The following is a 19,479-nucleotide window of genomic DNA, read 5'->3' on the forward strand; positions in this document are numbered from 1 at the left end:
TAATAAAAGGGGGCCTCAGGCCCCTTTTATTATTTTACGTCACCTTGATGTGCAGTAGATATCACACGTCCGGGCTAACGTATATTACTCCAGTAATAGGTCTTACCTGTGGTATCCAGTACTGAGACATTCTTATCGTAACCGGCAAGCCATGAGTGTACCGACTGGACAGGTTGACCCTGACGATGGATCCCCAACCACAATTCAGCAAGCGTGTTCACATCATCAGCAGACCAGACGGTGTAATAGTCTCCTGTGTATTGCCTGGCTTTATCAACCTGTTGCCCATACCAGATAAACACAGGGATGTGCAGAGCCTCTCGTGGAGGGTTCACATTACCGTGAGAGTAAACGACAGCGCGTTGCGGATCACGAATCAAACCATGATCGGAAAAATACATAACCGAAGAACGCGAGTTGGCCAGCATACTAAACATCTTGCCCATCAATGTGTCTGTATACCGTACCGAGTTGTCATAACAGTCATCGGCCTCATTGGTACCATGTAACACCGCCTGGTTTGCCGGAAAGCGCGTACAGGATGGTTCATGGCTGCCGTATAAATGCAAGACGATCACTTTTTTACCCGGGGCTTTTAATGCATTCTGCAACAGAGGTAGAAGATCTTCATCGTAACCGCCTTCGAGCCATTCATGCTTTTTCGTATTCATGGCAATCCCGGTGATGACGTTGTTATGCGCCCCGCCTTTACCCTGATGACTAAACCAATAAGTTTCATAGCCTGCTTTATTGGCAATATTAATAACATTATCACCATATTTTTTCGGATCGCGAATATTCACTTTATCAGCGGTCATGGCCAACGGTACGGCCATAATCGTGACCGGCGCTGGCGCTACAGCATTACGGAACAGCAAGAGCTGCGATTTCTGCTTTTCCAGCTCTGGTGTAGTATCTCGTTGATAACCATAGATGCCCATATTCGCCGCTCGCTCAGACTCACCGATAACCAGCACGTAGTTCTCAATACCGGTATCCGAAAGCGTGAGTTTGTAATCAGGAATGTTGTTACCGATATTGGCAATGACCGCGTTATCTTCAAAAGCCTGCATAAAAACTTTTGCCGTACTGACTGGTGTCGCCTGAACCACGCGCTGCGCCAGACTTTCGACGCTGCTTTTCCTGAACTGGTGCTGTAGTGCCTGACCATAGAAAGCCAACAACGTCACACCAAGCACAATGGCAGGCCAGCGACGAAATCGCGGTGCAACGGGCCATGCACCCGTATTTGCGGTATAAATAAAAAAAGCAGAGAGTGTGATAAAAATAATGCATTCACGCCAGTACACGCTGAGCATTGAACTTGCTTCATCCGGTGTGGAGTGGATTATGCTCATTGCAAACCCATAACTAAACGCAGAATCGAAATTTCTCCATGCGTGTAGCTGGAGAGAAATATCTGCCGCAACTGGAATGAGAAGTACAATCGCCAGTACATTGCGTATTAATTTATTGTCTATGCACTTGAGCATCAACAACATCAGCAAAAAAACAAACGTTCTGTTAATTACCAAATTATATCGGGCATGTAAAATATTTACAGCCATAAATATTAAAAGAGAAATCGCCAGATTTAAAAAAGAGGTAAACCGTGAAGTTGTATCAACCAGCTTCAGCGAAAGGTGCGTGGACATAATGTTTTGACAAGCCTGACAGTGTCTTCCTGACGTAATTATTATTAATAAACGCGTGGAGAAGAAAGATTGGTATTTTATTGAAAAGTAACAAGAAAATCCCGAAAAGTCAAACTACCATAATTAGCACTGGCACCCGTTTATACGGGTGCCAGCTGGCAGGTTTAATCCCAGCTCAAAATAACTTTCCCGGACTGGCCCGAACGCATCGCGTCAAAGCCTTTCTGGAAATCATCAACGGAGAAACGATGTGTAATAATCGGGGACAGATCCAGGCCAGACTGAATTAATGCCGCCATCTTATACCAGGTTTCGAACATTTCACGGCCATAGATGCCTTTAATGAACAGCCCTTTGAAGATAACTTTATTCCAGTCGATAGACATATCCGACGGCGGAATACCCAGCATCGCAATACGACCGCCGTGGTTCATGGTATCCAACATAGTACGGAACGCCGGTGGTGCGCCGGACATCTCAAGACCCACGTCAAACCCTTCGGTCATGCCCAGCTCTTCCATCACATCGGCCAGGCTCTCTTTAGAGACATCCACCGCACGGGTGACGCCCATCTTGCGGGCCAGCGACAGACGGTATTCGTTCACGTCGGTAATCACTACATTACGCGCACCCACGTGCTTCGCCACCGCTGCGGCCATAATCCCGATAGGGCCCGCACCGGAGACCAGCACATCCTCGCCGACCAGGTCGAAAGAGAGCGCCGTATGTACCGCGTTGCCGAACGGGTCAAAGATCGAGGCCAGATCGTCAGAAATGTTGTCCGGAATTTTGAACGCGTTGAAAGCCGGGATCACCAGATATTCCGCGAAGCAACCCGGACGATTCACGCCCACGCCAATGGTATTACGGCACAGGTGCGTACGCCCACCGCGGCAGTTACGGCAGTGGCCGCAGGTGATGTGTCCTTCACCCGAGACGCGGTCGCCAATGTTAAAACCTTTCACTTCCTGACCAATCCCAACTACTTCACCAACGTATTCGTGGCCGACAACCATGGGTACCGGAATGGTTTTTTGCGACCACTGATCCCAGTTGTAGATATGAACGTCAGTGCCGCAAATGGCGGTTTTACGAATTTTGATCAGCAGATCGTTATGACCGACTTCCGGCTCCGGCACGTCGGTCATCCAAATCCCTTCTTCCGCTTTCAGTTTGGATAACGCTTTCATCACACGTCCTCAGGCAATTACGCCCAGCTGTTTACCGATGCGGGTAAAGGCTTCCACCGCACGTTCAATTTGTTCAGGCGAATGCGCCGCGGACATCTGGGTGCGGATACGCGCCTGGCCTTTTGGTACGACCGGGAAGAAGAACCCAGTCACATAAATGCCTTCTTTTTGCAGCTCACGGGCAAAGTTCTGCGCCACGACGGCATCACCCAGCATGACCGGGATAATGGCGTGGTCAGCACCGGCCAGGGTAAACCCTGCCGCACTCATTTTTTCGCGGAACAGGCGCGCGTTGGACCACAGACGGTCGCGCAGTTCAGCCCCGGATTCCACCATCTCCAGCACTTTGATGGAGGCGGCAACAATGGCCGGCGCGAGGGAGTTGGAGAACAGGTACGGACGGGAGCGCTGGCGCAGCCACTCCACCACCTCTTTACGCGCAGCGGTATAGCCGCCAGACGCGCCACCAAGCGCTTTGCCCAGCGTACCGGTGATGATGTCCACGCGGCCCATCACGTCACAGTATTCATGCGAGCCACGGCCGTTTTCACCCACAAAACCGACCGCGTGCGAGTCATCGACCATCACCAGCGCATCGTATTTATCCGCCAGGTCGCACACGCCCTTCAGATTGGCGATCACGCCGTCCATAGAGAACACGCCGTCGGTGGCGATGAGCACATGGCGAGCACCCGCTTCACGCGCCTCTTTCAGGCGTGCTTCCAGTTCAACCATATCGTTGTTGGCATAGCGGAAACGCTTCGCTTTACACAGGCGCACACCGTCAATGATGGAAGCGTGGTTAAGGGCGTCGGAGATAATGGCATCTTCTGCACCCAGCAGCGTCTCAAACAGACCGCCGTTGGCATCGAAGCAGGAGGAGTACAGAATTGCGTCTTCCATGCCTAAGAAGTTCGCCAGCTTTTTCTCAAGCTGCTTGTGACTGTCCTGCGTGCCGCAGATAAAGCGTACGGAGGCCATACCAAAACCGTGGGTATCCATACCGCTTTTCGCCGCAGCAATCAGCTCAGGGTGATTCGCAAGACCCAGGTAGTTGTTCGCACAAAAGTTGATCACATGGCTGCCATCGGCAACGGTGATGTCCGCCTGCTGAGCAGACGTGATAATACGCTCTTCTTTAAACAACCCTTCCGCACGCGCGGTTTCAAGGTCGCTGTTTAACTGTTTGTAAAAATCACCACGCATTGCAATTCTCCAGACTCGGCAAATTTCGGCACATATTACCCAAACCTATAGTTCATGACGAGATGACACATTATCTCTTCTCGTTTTTGCAGCATAAATCACGTGTACCCTTGCGCTATGTCGGTGAATGGCTGAAGGGCAGCCATACTAATGATATGATAGAACCATTAGCGTCCGGGATTGTCCCCGGACTCCACACTTCAAAGGTTACAGTTATGATCATCGTTACCGGCGGCGCGGGCTTTATCGGCAGCAATATTGTTAAAGCTCTCAATGACAAAGGCATCACCGACATCCTGGTGGTTGACAACCTGAAAGACGGCACCAAGTTCGTCAACCTGGTGGATCTGAACATCGCTGACTACATGGATAAAGAAGACTTCCTTATCCAGATTATGGCAGGTGAAGAGTTCGGCGAGATCGAAGCCATCTTCCACGAAGGGGCATGCTCCTCCACCACAGAGTGGGACGGCAAGTACATGATGGACAACAACTATCAGTACTCTAAAGAGCTGCTTCACTACTGTCTGGAGCGTGAAATTCCGCTCCTGTATGCCTCTTCGGCGGCCACCTACGGCGGACGTACCTCTGATTTCATTGAATCCCGCCAATATGAGCAGCCGTTGAACGTTTACGGTTACTCCAAGTTCCTTTTCGACGAGTATGTGCGTCAGGTGTTGCCAGAAGCGAACTCCCAAATCGTTGGTTTCCGCTACTTCAACGTCTACGGGCCGCGCGAAGGCCACAAAGGCAGCATGGCGAGCGTGGCGTTCCATCTGAACACTCAGCTGAATAACGGCGAAAGTCCAAAACTGTTCGAAGGCAGCGACGGCTTTAAGCGTGACTTCGTCTACGTAGGCGACGTTGCCGCCGTGAACCTGTGGTTCTGGGAAAATGGGGTATCCGGTATTTTCAACCTTGGCACCGGCCGCGCGGAATCTTTCCAGGCCGTGGCTGACGCAACGCTGGCGTATCACAAGAAAGGCAGCATTGAGTACATTCCTTTCCCGGACAAACTGAAAGGCCGCTACCAGGCATTCACCCAGGCCGATCTGACTAACCTGCGCGCAGCGGGTTATGACAAGCCGTTCAAGACCGTTGCCGAAGGCGTAACGGAATATATGGCCTGGCTGAATCGCGACGCGTAAGTATGAGAATTCTGGTGATCGGCCCGTCATGGGTGGGCGACATGATGATGTCGCAAAGTCTCTATCGCACGCTCAAGGCGCGTTATCCCCAGGCGATAATCGACGTGATGGCACCCGCATGGTGCCGTCCGTTGTTATCGCGTATGCCGGAAGTGAATGAAGCCATCCCAATGCCGCTCGGCCATGGGGCGCTGGAAATTGGCGAACGTCGTAAACTCGGTCACAGTCTGCGCGAGAAGCGTTATGACCGCGCTTACGTGTTACCCAATTCGTTTAAATCCGCGCTTGTGCCCTTCTTCGCCGGTGTGCCGCACCGTACCGGCTGGCGCGGTGAGATGCGCTACGGTCTGCTTAATGACGCACGCGTGCTGGATAAAGAGGCCTGGCCATTAATGGTGGAGCGCTATGTGGCGCTGGCCTACGACAAAGGCGTGATGCGCAGCGCAAAAGACCTGCCGCAGCCGCTGCTATGGCCACAGCTACAGGTCAGCGAGGGTGAAAAATCCCAGACCTGTAACGCGTTTGGTCTTTCCTCTGAACGGCCAATGATTGGCTTCTGCCCGGGCGCAGAATTCGGCCCGGCAAAACGCTGGCCGCACTATCACTACGCAGAGCTGGCAAAGCAGTTGATTGACGAAGGTTATCAGATCGTTCTGTTCGGCTCGGCCAAAGACCACGAGGCGGGGAACGAAATCCTGGCAGCCCTCAGCACAGAACAGCAGGCCTGGTGCCGCAACCTGGCCGGGGAAACCCAGCTTGAGCAGGCGGTGATTTTACTTGCTGCCTGTAAAGCCGTAGTCACCAACGACTCCGGGCTGATGCACGTCGCCGCCGCGCTCAACCGCCCGCTGGTTGCGTTGTACGGTCCAAGTAGCCCGGACTTCACGCCGCCGCTCTCAAATAAGGCGCGCGTTATTCGTCTGATCACGGGTTACCATAAGGTGCGTAAAGGCGATGCCGCGCAAGGTTATCACCAGAGCCTGATCGACATCACGCCGCAGCGCGTTCTCGAAGAACTCAACGAACTGCTGCTGAGCGAAGAAGGATAACGAATGCGGGTATTGATCGTTAAAACCTCTTCGATGGGTGATGTGCTGCATACGCTTCCGTCGCTGACGGACGCCATGCGGGCCATTCCTGGCATTCGTTTTGACTGGGTGGTGGAAGAAGGCTTCGCGCAGATCCCTACCTGGCACGAAGCGGTCGATCGCGTGATCCCGGTGGCCATCCGCCGCTGGCGTAAAGCGTGGTTTTCCACACCGATTAAAGCCGAGCGCAAAGCCTTCCGCGATGCGGTGCAGGCGCAGCGTTACGACTCCATTATCGACGCGCAGGGGCTGGTCAAAAGCGCCGCGCTAGTCACGCGCCTGGCACACGGTGTAAAGCACGGCATGGACTGGCAAACCGCCCGCGAACCACTCGCCAGCCTGTTCTATAACCGTCGTCACCATATTGCAAAGCAGCAGCACGCAGTGGAACGCACCCGCGAGCTGTTCGCAAAAAGCCTCGGTTACACAAAGCCGGAAACGCAGGGTGATTACGCGATTTCGCAGCATTTTCTGCGTGATGCAGAGAAGCCTGCGCAGCCCTGGCTGGTCTTCCTGCATGCCACAACGCGCGATGATAAGCACTGGCCGGAAACGCACTGGCGAAGACTCATTGAACTAATGCAACCTGCCGGCATCCATATTAAACTGCCGTGGGGTGCTGAACATGAGCGCCAGCGTGCTGAACGTCTGGCAGCCGGTTTTTCGCACGTCGAGGTTTTACCTAAACTCACGCTGGCGCAAGTTGCTACAGAGCTGGCCGGAGCTAAAGCTGTCGTTTCCGTTGATACGGGTTTAAGCCATTTAACCGCGGCGCTGGATCGTCCAAACATCACGATTTTTGGCCCGACCGATCCCGGTTTGATTGGGGGTTACGGTAAAAACCAGCATCAAATGGTCAGCCCGACTCAACAAACGAGGGACATTAGCGCAGATGCCATTTTTTCATTTTTACAGGACAGCCACTGGCTTTCCGACAGGGATATCTAACGAATGAGTTACGTATTTCTGCTGATTTTACTCCTTCCGGTGAAGCTTATCCGGAAGCTGTTCCGCAAAGATACAGGCAAAAACCTGGTCATTCAGACAGCCAAAATCGGTGATTTTGTTAATGCGACGCCCCTGCTGGCATACCTGCAAAAAAGTGATGTGCTTATCAGTCGCAGCGTAGGTGCGCTGGCGAAGCATGACGAAACGATCGAAGAGATTTTTTTTATCGAGCAGCATAAGCGTAGTCTGTGGCGTAAGCTCAGCTTTGCCTGCCGCATCATGAACCGCTACGACAACGTATATCTTCTGCAACCCAACAGTGTAAATCTCTTTTTTGCCGCCGTCTGTAATGCCAAAAACAAACAATTTTTAAGCATTTACACCCGCAGATGGTATCACGGGATTTTCTATCTCACCGCCGACGGTACCGTTGAGCACGGCAAAAAAACGCTATCAGTGACCAATTACCTGAAGCTGGCCGACCGTTCGTTGACGTGGCAGGACTCGCCCAAGCACGCCACAAAGCCGCTGTTCAAACCGGCGACCTACCCGGCAATTCTCGACAAACCTGATGTGATCCGCATCGGCATCAGCATTGCCGCAGGTAATAAAGCCAAAACGGTGCCGCCGGTCATCTGGAAGCGAATTATTGATCGTCTCGCCGACCTGCCCTGCGAGTTTTATGTGTTTGGCGCCCCTGATGAACAGTCGTGGCTGGACGATATCACCCGTGCTTACGGTGACATTCCTAACTTGATCAGTCTGATTGGGAAGATCACGCTGGAAGAACTCCCGTGGGCTATTTCAAAGATGGATTGCTATATCGCGTCTGATTCCGGGAATATTTACATTGCCGATGCAGTGGGTGTGCCTATCGTCATGTTGTTTGGCCCGTGCTGCCATTACGAACAACGCCCTCTCGGCAATGTTCTGTTGATTGGCAATGACGAAAATATTAACTCATACGTATTTGAAACGCGTTACTATTTCAGCCAACCAAAAGAAGAGCTGTTTGCCGTAGGTGAAACCGATCTGGATAAGATTGCCAGTTTATTAACGACCGTGAATAAAAACAAAAAAGAATCACTTGAGGCGTGAAATGGGCTCTTTGACCAAGCAACTGTATCGATATACGCATAAGCGTAATATGCGACATAATGAGAATTTATGGCCATTTATTAAATTATCCCGCAATGAAACCGGTGAAATATGTGATTTAAAATATAAGGGGTTGGATATCAAACTGACTTCCTTATCCTCACTTCACCATCGATTCAATGGTGAGATTCTGATTGCGGCGACAGGCCCTTCAATCAAACATATTGATTTTGCAAAATTGCCGACATCGGTAGCGACCGCTGGCGTGAATGGCGCCTGGCACCTTAATCACCAGCTCAATTTTAGTCTTTATTTCATTGTCGACATGACGTTTATCGACCGTCAAACGGCGCTTTTGAAACGATTAACCGGCTGTAAAAATGTTATTTTATTTACTACCGTTATGGGGATCGTCAAACTTATAAAGCGTTTCTCCTACGAAAACATTCAGTGCGAGATTTGTATTATTGAAGATATTTGTTATGAGACCTACAAACCTTCAATTAAACAGGATAATCTGCGTCAAGCTTTAGCGGACACACCAGAAATTGTTTTCTCTGATACGCATCCGAATATTGCTTTTAGTCGTGATGTGCGACATGGAGTGGTGGATGCTGGCACCGTGATATACTGGGCGCTTCAGATAATTTACTTTCTGGGATTCAAGAAAATTTATATTGCCGGTCTTGATATGAATAATTTCAACCAGCCACGTTTCTATGAAAGCAACGATACGATGTTGCCATCATTTCTTGAGGATAAAGTGCATAATGTTGTGATCCCCGCGCTAACGCTGGCAAGCACCATTTTCAAAAATGATAACATTTCAGTTATCAATCTCTCTCCTCAAAGCGCTATCCCTGACTCCGTTTTTCCCAGAAAGGATTTTAGTGATGTCTTCAATTAATTTGCAACGCTACCTGTTCTATCCTTTTGTGCTCTTTATGTTTTTGAGCATGATTTTTTGCGGTGTCTCACGGGTAAATATCTTATTCCATATCACGCTGGCTCTGTTTATCATCACTATGATTATCAATAGTGAGACACGCACCCGTTTTATCAACGATCGTGACTTCCTTCCTGCACTGGGGATGACCGGTGCCTTTTTGCTTTACTTTTCACTCTCAAATTTGTGGGCGGAATCTTCACATCTTAGCTCAGCCATCAGCCATTCCTTTTATTTATTTATTTTCCTGTGCCTTTATCGTCAGTGTGAGTTACAGGAAAGAAAAAAATACATCATTGGCGCAGCCTATCTCGGTATCGTGGCACTGACGATATTAACGCTGGTTTATGTCAATAAAGAGCACATATTTCAAAACCGACTATCGCGTGCATTCCCGTTCTCCCCGGACAATGTCATTGATCTTGGGGGATACATGGCGCTGGGTATTTTGTTGAGCGCCATTCTGGTTCGCGAAACACGTAACTACTGGTTCTATATTCCCGCTCCCCTGCTACTGGTCTGCTTGATTCTGACCCAAAGCCGTGGGCCTTTCCTTTCGATGATTGTCGCCGCTATCGTTGCGTTTCTGTGTAAACCGAAATGGAATTTAAAGCTATTAGCTGGCTCGCTGATCGTATTGATAGTTATTGGCTCCATCCTTTATTTCAGCGGCTTCTTCGATATATTCATCAAACGCGCGGAAGAATCTTCCCGTGCAGGCTCTGTCCGTTTCGGCATCTGGCAGCATGCTTTTGAAGTGGCGAAGCAAAAAATGATTTTCGGCTGGGGTTTCAATAAAGAACTTGAATTCATTAACGGCTATGGTCAACCTGTTACCACAACGCATAGCCTTTATTTAGCGACTTTCCTGAAGGGCGGTATTGTGGGGCTTCTGCTACTTTTGAGTATGATTCTCTTTGCGGGCAGACAATGTCTTCGCCACCTTGCTGCTAATCACAAAGCAGAGATTGCGGTTATTGTCTTTGCGCTGATGTTCTATGTTACCCAGGGCATGTTCGTAATCAGCAATCCGCGAGAATACTGGGTGCTATTCTGGCTTCCACTTGCCATTATTTTCAGCACCCCGGTAAAAACTGCGCTGCAAAAATAATTCCAGAGGCGCCGATTAATCGGCGCTTTTTTTATGGGAATAAAACTCCGCCAGCGTCATCCCTACCGTCTTGTCGGATAACCAGCTAAAGAGCACTTCCAGATCCTGATACAACCCTTCAATCGCCGCCTCATCTTTAAACGTAGGACTTCCGCCCGGCATAAATTCCGAGGAATGCAGCATAAACTCCACGTAGTCATGTCCCTGAGACAGGCATTGCTGTGCGACCTGAATCATCTGCGACGCATTACCACCGGACGGTCTCAACCAGTTTACGGACGGTGAACGATATTTACCGCGCAGGCGATCGTAGCCCTGTTTGACGGTGTTCAACCAGGCCGGATGCTTATACTGGATGCTCATCGGCACTTCGAGTAAGGGGCTATTGCCCGCTCGTGAGATATCGTCTGTATCAATAAAGTAGGCGTGGTCTGGAAAGTGCTGATAATTGGTTCCGCCATTCCCCTGCGGTGCGCCTTTCGCGTTACGCCAGTTCACGCGCGGCGTAACAGAGCAATCAACCTGGTAGCCCAGTTCGATCAGCAGTCTGGCGTAACGGCTATCAAAGGCCCAGCGCCCGGCGCGATGGCTTAACATTTTGGTCTGGAAGGTCTCTTCCAGCAGACGGGTCATGAACAACACTTTCTCGCGCATCACCTCATCTGAAAATTCAATCAAATACGGCTGCCAGCGCCAGTCATCTCCGGTGAGATCGTGTTCAGGAGGGCTATTCCACGCGTGAAGGTGCATCCCGACTTCACCCTGACCGCGGGCGATCACATCTTTGGCAAACTCAATGAAAACCGGCTCAATCGCCATCTCATAATTTGTCAGCCATACGGGTTTGAAACCGAAACGCTCACAAAGCGTCTGGAATCGCGCCAGATAGCGCGCATTCTCCGTTTTAATGACGCGGTGATTTTGCCAGAGATTATCGCCTTCAGTATCAATCGTGATGATAAACGCTGGTTTTTTCATAATGAGTCCGCAAGACAGGAAAGTTAGCGCTATGTTACGCACTCACCGAAGCATGAGTAAACCCTTCCAGGGAATTTCCTGAGATTATGGAGAAAGAGTGCAAGTCGCTATCAGGTCTATTAGAATTGCCAACAGTACAACGCCAATAAGATGATGATGAATAACTTACCTGACACGCCTGATTTGCGCATTTTACTTATCAAACTCCGCCATCATGGCGACATGTTACTGACCACTCCCGTCATTGATTCGTTACGTCAAAAATGGCCGCAGGCACAGATTGATGTGCTGTTGTATGAAGAAACCCGCGATATGCTCGCCGCACACCCGGCGATCGGTACTGTTTACGGGATCGACCGTAAATGGAAGCAGCTGGGCACGCTGAAACATCTGCAAAAAGAGTGGCAGTTGCTCTGTGCGTTGAGGAAACAGCATTATCACTTGGTGATTAATCTTGCCGATCAGTGGCGCAGCGCTATCGTTACCCGTTTCACCGGCGCACCGGTACGACTCGGGTTCGCTTTTAATAAGCGCAACAACGCATTCTGGCGGTTTTGCCATAGCGATTTGGTCTCTGTGGCCGGGCACAACGCGTTGCACACTGTCGAACAGAACCTCTCTATTTTGTCGCCATTACCGGTCACCGCTCAACCTGCCGTGACCATGGCCTACCATGCCGAAGACTGGCACGAGGCTCACCAAAAGTTGATGCAAAACGGTGTGGGAGACAACTACATCGTGATTCAGCCTACGTCGCGCTGGTTCTTTAAATGCTGGGACGAAGGCAAAATGGCGCAAACCATCACGGCGCTGCAGCAGGATGGCCACACTGTCGTCCTCACCGCCGGGCCGGATAAAAAAGAGCTGGCGATGATCGATCGCATTCTCGCCGCCTCGCCAGAGACGGGGGTCGTCTCGCTGGCAGGTCAGCTCACGTTGCGTCAACTGGCTTCGCTTATCGATCATGCGTCTCTGTTTATTGGCGTTGACTCCGTTCCGATGCATATGGCCGCTGCGCTTCAGACCCCCTGTGTGGCATTATTTGGCCCATCAAAACTTACCTTCTGGTCACCCTGGCAGGTTAATGGGGAAGTCATCTGGGCAGGTGATTACGGCCCACTGCCCGATCCAGACGCCATTGATACCAAAACAAAAGAACGCTATCTCGACGCCATTCCCGTTGATGCTGTCGTCTCCGCCGCAAGGAGATATCTGTCATGAAACACCATCGCTTGGCGATTGTTCGCCAAAAGTATCGCCCGGATGGCGGGGCAGAACGCTTCGTGTCTCGCGCCCTTACAGCGCTGAGCAACCAAAATCTCGAGCTCAACGTCATCACGCGCGAGTGGCAGGGTGAGAAGCAGGACGACTGGCATATCCATATTTGCGATCCGCGCAAATGGGGCCGCATCAGCCGCGAGCGCGGATTTGCGCATGCCGCACGTGCGCTCTGGCAGCAGCAGCAGTTTGATATTGTGCAAAGCCACGAGCGCATTCCGGGCTGTGACATTTATCGTGCAGGCGACGGCGTACACCGACGCTGGCTCCTGCAGCGCGCACGCATTCTGCCTGCCTGGCGTGCAAAACTGCTGATGCATGATCGCTATCACCGCTATGTGATGAATGCCGAACGTGAAATGTACCAGGCGCCGGAGTTAAAGGCGGTTATCTGTAATGCGGAGATGATCAAGCGCGAAATCGTCGAAGACTTTGATATTGACGCAAAAAAAATACATGTGATTTATAATTCAATTGATTCCACCCGTTTCGTTCCGGCAGAAGAGGCACAACGTATTGCATTGCGTCAGCAGTTTGGTTTGCCGACCGATGCCGTCATTTTCTGCTTCGTAGGGTCAGGATTTGAACGAAAAGGATTGGCCAGCGCTATACGCGCCGTTGCGGGTACTGCGGCGTGGCTGATTGTGGTTGGGCAGGATAAAGCAGAACGTCGCTATCGCGACCTCGCCCGTTCATTAGGCTGCGAGGGGCAAATCCGTTTTCTGGGGATGCAAAAAGAGACGCTGCCATTTTATCAGCTATCTGATGGTTTACTGCTACCAACGCTGTATGATCCTTTCCCTAACGTCATTCTTGAAGCGATGGCCTGCGGTTTGCCGGTCATTACATCAGAGAGTTGCGGTGGGGCAGAATTTATTCAGCAAGGCCAGAACGGATTTTACTGTGACGCACTTGATATCAGCACCCTGAAGGAGGCGGTAGCGGCCACCCCTTCGCTGGAAAAAAATAACGATATGGGACGAGCGGCACGTGAACGTGTAAAAGACGCCACCCCCGAAAAACTGTCAAGTCAGCTTATTTCGCTTTATCAAAAATTACTGGATTAAAAATGCGCATCCTAATGATTATTGATGGTTTACCCGGTGGAGGAGCTGAAAAAACGGTTCTTACACTCTCCAGCGGATTAACAGAGATGGGGCATCAGGTCTCTCTCTTCTCGCTGCGGAAAGTGTGCGACTACGCCATTCCGGAAGGCATCGATTATCAGGTCGTTCAGGATACCTGCAAAAAACCGTGGCGGAAGCTAACGGAGATCCCACGCCGCGCCAGGCTGCTGGATCAAGCTATCGAGCGGGCGGAGCGCAGCGGCAAATTTGATGTGGTGTTCTCGCATCTGCATAAAACTGACCGCATCGTGGCGCACTGCCGCGCCCTGGAGCGCAATAAAGTGTGGTTCTGTGTGCATGGCATGTTCTCATTCTCCTACCTTCGCCATCGCCGTGGGCTTTCACGCTGGTTTAAGCACACTAAAATTCGCCATACCTACGAAAACCGCAACGTGGTCGCCGTCTCAGGCGCCGTGTTGAAAGATCTTTCAGAAACGCTGGCCCTGAATCTCCGACGCACGGCGGTAATCCATAATCCTTTTGATATTCCTGAAATCCAGCGTCTGGCGGACGCCCCCTTTGAGATGCAGGGAAAGGATTACATCATTCACGTCGGCCGCTTCCATGAACACAAGCGCCACGATCGCCTGCTACGGGCGTTCGCGCTGAGTCAGCTCAATACCACGCTGGTTATGATGGGCAATGGCTCTGAGGCTAAAATTCAAAAGCTTAAGCAGCTTGCCCGCGAACTGGGCATTGAAGACAAAACGGTTTTCCGTCCGTTCGAACCTAATCCTTATCCCTGGATTAAAGGGGCACGCCTTTTAGTGTTAAGTTCTGACTGCGAAGGTTTTGGTAATGTGCTGGTTGAATCCATTATCTGCCAGACGCCACCCGTCAGTACACATTGTCCAGGTGGCCCCGCCGAAATCCTCAAGGGAGACTTATCCCGCGGTCTGGCAGAGATGAATGACGAGTCTCTGGCAAAAACGCTGGCGGATATTTATACCTCTCCACCGGTCGTTGATCGCGCAACCATTGCATCGTTCGGTATCAAGGCCATTTGCCAGCAATATATTGCTTTGGTCGACAATCAAAAATAATCAGGTTTCTTATGCAAAATTCAGCGCCATTATTAAGCGTGGTGGTAGCCGTTTATAACGGTGAAGCGTTCCTGGATCAGTTCTTTACCTGCCTTGTGGATCAACGCATCGACAGCATGGAAGTCATCATCGTCAATGACGGCTCCACGGACCGTTCGATGCAGATCGTCGAAAACTGGCGCGAAAAGCTGCCGCAGATGCAGGTTATTGAGCAGCAAAATCAGGGCGTATCCATCGCGCGTAATACCGGTCTGGCCGTCGCGACGGGCCAATATCTTTCTTTCCCTGATATTGATGATGTCTTTAAACCCGGCATGTATCAGCACCTGCTTGATATGGCTGTTACGCAACGTCTTGATGTCGCTACCTGTAACGGCAACTACGTATGGGAAAATAATAAGAAGCCTTCACGCCCTATTTTCCCTGAAGACAAACTGGCATCAACGGGCGTCATGTCCGGCCCTGCATGGCTCAAAATGGCGCTCGACTCCCGTAAGTTCCTGCACGTGACCTGGCTGAACATCTATCGTCATGACTTTATTCGCGAGCACGGTTTTCACTTTGAACCGGGGCTGCGCCATCAGGATATTCCGTGGACCACAGAAGTACTGCTGGCGGCGGAGCGGGTGCAGTACACCAGTGAACGTTACTACGACTACTACATTCACTCTGCGTCGGTGTCTCATATGCCGGACAATGACGACACGCTCATTCGCTCGGCGCGTCACTACATGAAAATCCTGCAGATGCTCGATGCCATAAATCAGCGCTATCCCGATAAAGTGAAAGGGATCCCTGCTTGCCACTGGCAAATTGCCAAAGAAGGGCTGGGCATCATTCATACTTTCGACAACATGAAAGATGAGCAGAAAAAAGCATTTATTATCAAAGAGTTTTTCGATAAAGGGATCTGGAAACTCATCTGGAAAAATGCAAAAAGTCCCCGACTGCGCTGGCGACTGGGCCGTCGTTACTTCCGTTTGAAGCGCTATGTGGCATAAGAGATAGCTTTACCTGGCCCAAATGCTTAGAATTTGCCCGCCGAAACTAAAAAGACGGATAATCGCTTGGAATTGTTGTATACCGCCCTGCTCTATATCATTCAGCCACTGGTGTGGCTGAGACTGCTGCTTCGTAGCCGTAAAGCGCCTGCGTACCGAAAACGCTGGGCTGAACGCTATGGCTTCTGTCGCAATAAAGTTGCCCCGGACGGTATTTTGCTGCATTCCGTTTCTGTTGGCGAAACGCTGGCAGCGATCCCGCTGGTTCGCGCCCTGCGTCACCGTTATCCGTCGCTGCCGATCACCGTCACGACCATGACCCCGACCGGCTCTGAGCGCGTGATGTCCGCCTTCGGTAAAGACGTGCATCACGTCTATCTGCCTTACGACCTTCCCTGCGCCATGAACCGTTTTCTGGAAACCGTTCGCCCTAAACTGGTGATCGTGATGGAAACCGAGCTGTGGCCGAATATGATTTCCGCTCTGCATGCCCGTAAGATTCCACTGGTGATCGCGAACGCGCGTCTGTCTGAGCGGTCGGCGAAAGGCTACGGCAAGCTGGGGAAATTTATGCGCCGCCTGCTCAGCAAGATCACACTGATTGCTGCGCAAAACGAAGAAGACGCAGCGCGCTTTATCTCGCTTGGCCTGAAACGCAACCAGCTGGCGGTGACAGGCAGCCTGAAATTCGATATCTCCGTCACGCCTGAACTTGCGGCCCGTGCTATCACGCTGCGCCGCCAGTGGGCACCGCGTCGCCAGGTCTGGATTGCGACCAGCACCCATGATGGCGAAGAGGCGATTATCCTGCAGGCGCATCGTAAGCTGCTGGAGAAATTCCCCGATTTGCTGCTGATTCTGGTGCCTCGCCATCCCGAGCGTTTTAAAGACGCCCGTGAAATGGTGCAAAAAGGCGGCTTCAGCTTCACCCTGCGCAGCAGCGGTGAGATCCCCTCCACCAGCACGCAGGTGGTTATTGGCGATACTATGGGTGAGCTGATGCTGCTGTATGGCATCGCTGATCTGGCCTTTGTTGGCGGCAGCCTGGTGGAGCGTGGTGGCCATAACCCGCTGGAGCCAGCGGCCCATGCCATTCCCGTACTGATGGGTCCACATACCTTCAACTTCAAAGATATCTGTGCGAAATTGCAGCAAGCGGAAGGGCTAATTACCGTGACCGATGCGGATTCGGTGGTCAAAGAGGTCTCGACTCTGCTGACCGACGAAGATTACCGCCTGTGGTACGGTCGTCATGCCGTCGAAGTGCTGCATCAGAACCAGGGTGCCCTCACTCGTCTGCTGCAGCTTCTGCAACCTTATCTGCCGCAGCGGAGCCACTAATGTCAACGCGCCTGTCGGTCGTTCTGATCGCCAAAAACGCTGCCGACCTGCTTCCGGATTGCCTGGCCTCCGTTGCCTGGGCTGACGAAATTATCCTGCTCGACTCCGGCAGTGAAGACAACACGGCGGACGTTGCCCGCGCAGCGGGTGCAAAAGTCTATACCAACACCGACTGGCAAGGTTATGGCATACAGCGCCAGCGCGCGCAGGGATATGCCACCGGTGATTATGTACTGATGCTCGACACAGACGAACGCATCACGCCGGAGCTGCGTCAGGCCATTCAGGCGGTGCTCGCCGCACCAACGCCGGGCACGGTCTACAGCATTGCGCGTCGTAACTATTTCCTTGGCCGTTTTATGCGTCACAGCGGCTGGTACCCCGACCGGGTCACGCGCCTCTTCGAGCGCGTGCGGTATCAGTACAATGATAATCTGGTCCATGAATCCCTGGCCTGCGACAGTGCGCCAGTCGTCCCTCTGACGGGCGATCTTTTGCACCTGACCTGCCGGGATTTCGCCAGCTTCCAGCGTAAACAGCTCAACTATGCCACCGCCTGGGCACAGGAGCGCCATCAGCGCGGCAAGAAGGCCACGCTGACAGGTATCTTCACCCATACGCTGGGGGCGTTTCTGAAAACGCTGCTGCTGCGTGGCGGCGTGCTGGACGGTAAACAGGGCTGGTTACTGGCCGTGGTAAATGCCCAGTATACTTTCAACAAATACACCGAGCTGTGGGCGCTCAGCCGCGGCTACTCAGAGAAAACGTGAGCCATGAGCACAAAAGCGATTTATCCAGGTACCTTTGATCCGATCACCAATGGTCATCTTGATATCATCACCCGTGCGGCGTGCATGTTCGACAAGGTGATTCTGGCGATTGCTGCCAGCCCCAGTAAAAAACCGATGTTTGACCTGAACGAGCGTGTTGCGCTTGCCACCGAGGCCATTGCGCACCTGCCGAACGTTGAGGTGGTGGGCTTCAGCGATCTGATGGCCAACTTTGCCCGCGCTCAGCAGGCGACGATTCTGATCCGTGGCTTACGCGCGGTGGCAGACTTCGAGTATGAGATGCAGCTGGCGCACATGAACCGTCATTTGATGCCGGAGCTGGAAAGCGTATTTCTGATGCCATCCAAGGAGTGGTCGTTCATCTCTTCCACGCTGGTGAAAGAGGTGGCGCGTCATCACGGGGACGTTACCCATTTCCTGCCGGTTAACGTCCACCAGGCGTTGATGGACAAGCTAAAGTAGCGCTATTTCTGGCACTGACGGCAATAGAATGTGGCGCGCTGGGCATGCTTTGTTGCGATGATCGGCGTTCCACACACTCTGCACGGCTCGCCTTTGCGGCCATACACCTGCAGCTCCTGAGCAAAATAGCCTGGCTTACCATCGCTTTGCAGGAAGTCCTTCAGCGTCGTTCCCCCCTGCTCAATTGAGCGAAGCAGCACCGCTTTAATCACCCGCACCAGCAGCTCACACTCCTGCGCCGACAGCGAAGAGGCCAGCCGATCGGGATGGATCCCGGCCGCAAACAGCGATTCACTGGCATAGATATTCCCCACGCCGACCACCAGCTTGTTATCCATCAGCCAGGGTTTAATCGGGGTTTTCTTTTTCGCACACTTCGCTTTCAGGTATTCCGCGTTAAACGCTTCTGAAAGCGGCTCTGGCCCCAGATGTGCCAGTACGCTATGTCCTTCCAGTTCTTTGGTCCACAGCCATGCGCCAAAGCGGCGGGGATCGGTATAACGCAACACTTTGCCGTTACTCATCACCAGATCGACATGGTCATGCTTTTCCGCAGGCAGCTCTTCAGTGAGGATCCGCAGGCTGCCGGACATGCCAAGATGAATGATAATCCAGCCATCGGGCAGCTCCAGGAGCAGATATTTCGCGCGGCGCTGGACGCTGAGGATCGGTTTATCGCTTAACGCATGGATCTCATCAGAAACCGGCCAACGGAGGCGGCCGTTACGCACGGTAGCATGAAGAATAGTCGCGCCGACCAGATGCGGCTCAATACCGCGGCGGCTGGTCTCCACCTCAGGTAATTCAGGCATGATTCCTCCGTAGTAAGATGCAGAATGCAAAAAACCCCGCAGTTGCGGGGTTTTTCAATACAAGGAGGCTAAAATTATTTGATTTTAGCTTCTTTGTACATTACGTGCTGGCGTACAACTGGATCGAATTTTTTCAGTTCCAGTTTTTCCGGCTTAGTACGTTTGTTCTTCGTGGTGGTGTAGAAGTGACCTGTACCAGCAGAAGAAACCAGCTTGATTTTCTCGCGAATACCTTTAGCCATGATTTATTTCCTCT

The 19,479-nt window shown here is 51.8% G+C and carries 19 protein-coding genes; 13 read left to right on the plus strand and 6 right to left on the minus strand.

Annotated features, from left to right (window positions below; genetic code table 11):
• Positions 1-74: 74 nt before the first annotated feature.
• The 3 genes from ACMWKA_RS16105 to kbl form a co-directional block, all read right to left on the minus strand.
• A complete protein-coding gene (locus tag ACMWKA_RS16105; RefSeq protein ID WP_414760419.1) occupies positions 75-1,655 on the minus strand; it encodes a phosphoethanolamine transferase in 1,581 nt (526 codons plus the stop codon).
• A 164-nt stretch (positions 1,656-1,819) separates the two neighbouring features.
• The gene (gene tdh, locus ACMWKA_RS16110; protein WP_029881902.1) at positions 1,820-2,845 is read right to left on the minus strand and encodes an L-threonine 3-dehydrogenase; all 1,026 of its coding nucleotides are present in this window, start codon (positions 2,843-2,845) and stop codon (positions 1,820-1,822) included.
• Positions 2,846-2,854: 9 nt separating this feature from the next.
• A complete protein-coding gene (gene kbl, locus ACMWKA_RS16115; protein ID WP_013094909.1) occupies positions 2,855-4,051 on the minus strand; it encodes a glycine C-acetyltransferase in 1,197 nt (398 codons plus the stop codon).
• A gap of 215 nt (positions 4,052-4,266) precedes the next feature.
• Between kbl and rfaD the strand changes: the two genes are divergently transcribed.
• Genes rfaD through ACMWKA_RS16145 form a run of 6 tightly spaced genes read left to right on the plus strand, consistent with a single transcriptional unit; the run spans position 4,267 to position 10,390 of the window.
• Complete coding sequence (gene rfaD / locus ACMWKA_RS16120; protein ID WP_058678539.1) at positions 4,267-5,199, plus strand: ADP-glyceromanno-heptose 6-epimerase; 933 nt, start codon at positions 4,267-4,269, stop codon at positions 5,197-5,199.
• 2 nt (positions 5,200-5,201) lie between these two features.
• A complete protein-coding gene (gene rfaF, locus ACMWKA_RS16125) occupies positions 5,202-6,248 on the plus strand; it encodes an ADP-heptose--LPS heptosyltransferase RfaF (protein WP_013094907.1) in 1,047 nt (348 codons plus the stop codon).
• Positions 6,249-6,251: 3 nt separating this feature from the next.
• On the plus strand, positions 6,252-7,235 hold the full coding sequence (gene rfaC, locus ACMWKA_RS16130; RefSeq protein ID WP_414760420.1) for a lipopolysaccharide heptosyltransferase RfaC: 984 nt from the start codon (positions 6,252-6,254) through the stop codon (positions 7,233-7,235).
• Positions 7,236-7,238: 3 nt separating this feature from the next.
• A complete protein-coding gene (locus tag ACMWKA_RS16135) occupies positions 7,239-8,333 on the plus strand; it encodes a glycosyltransferase family 9 protein (protein ID WP_023620211.1) in 1,095 nt (364 codons plus the stop codon).
• A gap of 1 nt (position 8,334) precedes the next feature.
• Positions 8,335-9,240, plus strand: a complete 906-nt coding sequence (locus tag ACMWKA_RS16140; RefSeq protein ID WP_029881899.1) for a sugar glycosyltransferase — start codon at positions 8,335-8,337, stop codon at positions 9,238-9,240.
• Positions 9,227-10,390 (plus strand): O-antigen ligase family protein, encoded by a 1,164-nt coding sequence (locus ACMWKA_RS16145; RefSeq protein WP_414760421.1) that lies wholly within the window; start codon positions 9,227-9,229, stop codon positions 10,388-10,390. The genes ACMWKA_RS16140 and ACMWKA_RS16145 overlap by 14 nt, the downstream gene beginning before the upstream one ends.
• A 15-nt stretch (positions 10,391-10,405) precedes the next feature.
• On the opposite strand, the gene ACMWKA_RS16150 is transcribed toward ACMWKA_RS16145, so the two are convergent.
• Positions 10,406-11,368 carry a polysaccharide deacetylase family protein gene (locus ACMWKA_RS16150; RefSeq protein ID WP_023620215.1) on the minus strand — a complete coding sequence of 321 codons (963 nt, stop codon included), beginning with the start codon at positions 11,366-11,368 and terminating at the stop codon, positions 10,406-10,408.
• 150 nt (positions 11,369-11,518) lie between these two features.
• Between ACMWKA_RS16150 and rfaQ the strand changes: the two genes are divergently transcribed.
• The 7 genes from rfaQ to coaD all read left to right on the plus strand — a co-directional run bounded on the left by rfaQ (position 11,519) and on the right by coaD (position 18,411).
• Positions 11,519-12,589, plus strand: coding sequence for a putative lipopolysaccharide heptosyltransferase III (rfaQ, locus tag ACMWKA_RS16155; protein WP_013094901.1), 1,071 nt, complete (start codon positions 11,519-11,521; stop codon positions 12,587-12,589).
• Positions 12,586-13,713, plus strand: a complete 1,128-nt coding sequence (locus tag ACMWKA_RS16160; RefSeq protein WP_013094900.1) for a glycosyltransferase family 4 protein — start codon at positions 12,586-12,588, stop codon at positions 13,711-13,713. The genes rfaQ and ACMWKA_RS16160 overlap by 4 nt, the downstream gene beginning before the upstream one ends.
• Positions 13,714-13,715: 2 nt before the next feature.
• On the plus strand, positions 13,716-14,816 hold the full coding sequence (locus ACMWKA_RS16165) for a glycosyltransferase (protein ID WP_047024207.1): 1,101 nt from the start codon (positions 13,716-13,718) through the stop codon (positions 14,814-14,816).
• Positions 14,817-14,827: 11 nt separating this feature from the next.
• Complete coding sequence (locus ACMWKA_RS16170; RefSeq protein ID WP_013094898.1) at positions 14,828-15,817, plus strand: glycosyltransferase; 990 nt, start codon at positions 14,828-14,830, stop codon at positions 15,815-15,817.
• A 66-nt stretch (positions 15,818-15,883) separates the two neighbouring features.
• Positions 15,884-17,158: a lipid IV(A) 3-deoxy-D-manno-octulosonic acid transferase gene (waaA, locus tag ACMWKA_RS16175; protein WP_013094897.1), complete on the plus strand. Its 1,275-nt coding sequence runs from the start codon at positions 15,884-15,886 to the stop codon at positions 17,156-17,158.
• Positions 17,158-17,928 (plus strand): glycosyltransferase family 2 protein, encoded by a 771-nt coding sequence (locus ACMWKA_RS16180; protein WP_414760422.1) that lies wholly within the window; start codon positions 17,158-17,160, stop codon positions 17,926-17,928. Before waaA ends, ACMWKA_RS16180 begins: the two co-directional genes overlap by 1 nt.
• A 3-nt stretch (positions 17,929-17,931) precedes the next feature.
• Entirely contained in the window at positions 17,932-18,411 is a 480-nt protein-coding gene (gene coaD, locus ACMWKA_RS16185; RefSeq protein WP_013094895.1) for a pantetheine-phosphate adenylyltransferase, read from the plus strand.
• Between the two features lie 2 nt (positions 18,412-18,413).
• Here the strand turns inward: coaD and mutM are convergent, their stop codons facing one another.
• The gene (gene mutM / locus ACMWKA_RS16190) at positions 18,414-19,223 is read right to left on the minus strand and encodes a bifunctional DNA-formamidopyrimidine glycosylase/DNA-(apurinic or apyrimidinic site) lyase (RefSeq protein WP_013094894.1); all 810 of its coding nucleotides are present in this window, start codon (positions 19,221-19,223) and stop codon (positions 18,414-18,416) included.
• A gap of 74 nt (positions 19,224-19,297) precedes the next feature.
• Positions 19,298-19,465 carry a 50S ribosomal protein L33 gene (rpmG, locus tag ACMWKA_RS16195; RefSeq protein WP_013094893.1) on the minus strand — a complete coding sequence of 56 codons (168 nt, stop codon included), beginning with the start codon at positions 19,463-19,465 and terminating at the stop codon, positions 19,298-19,300.
• Positions 19,466-19,479 lie beyond the last annotated feature (14 nt).

It is taken from the genome of Enterobacter sp. 03-F-07-AD-ECC, assembly GCF_047530935.1.
In the GTDB taxonomy this organism is placed as follows: domain Bacteria; phylum Pseudomonadota; class Gammaproteobacteria; order Enterobacterales; family Enterobacteriaceae; genus Enterobacter; species Enterobacter cloacae.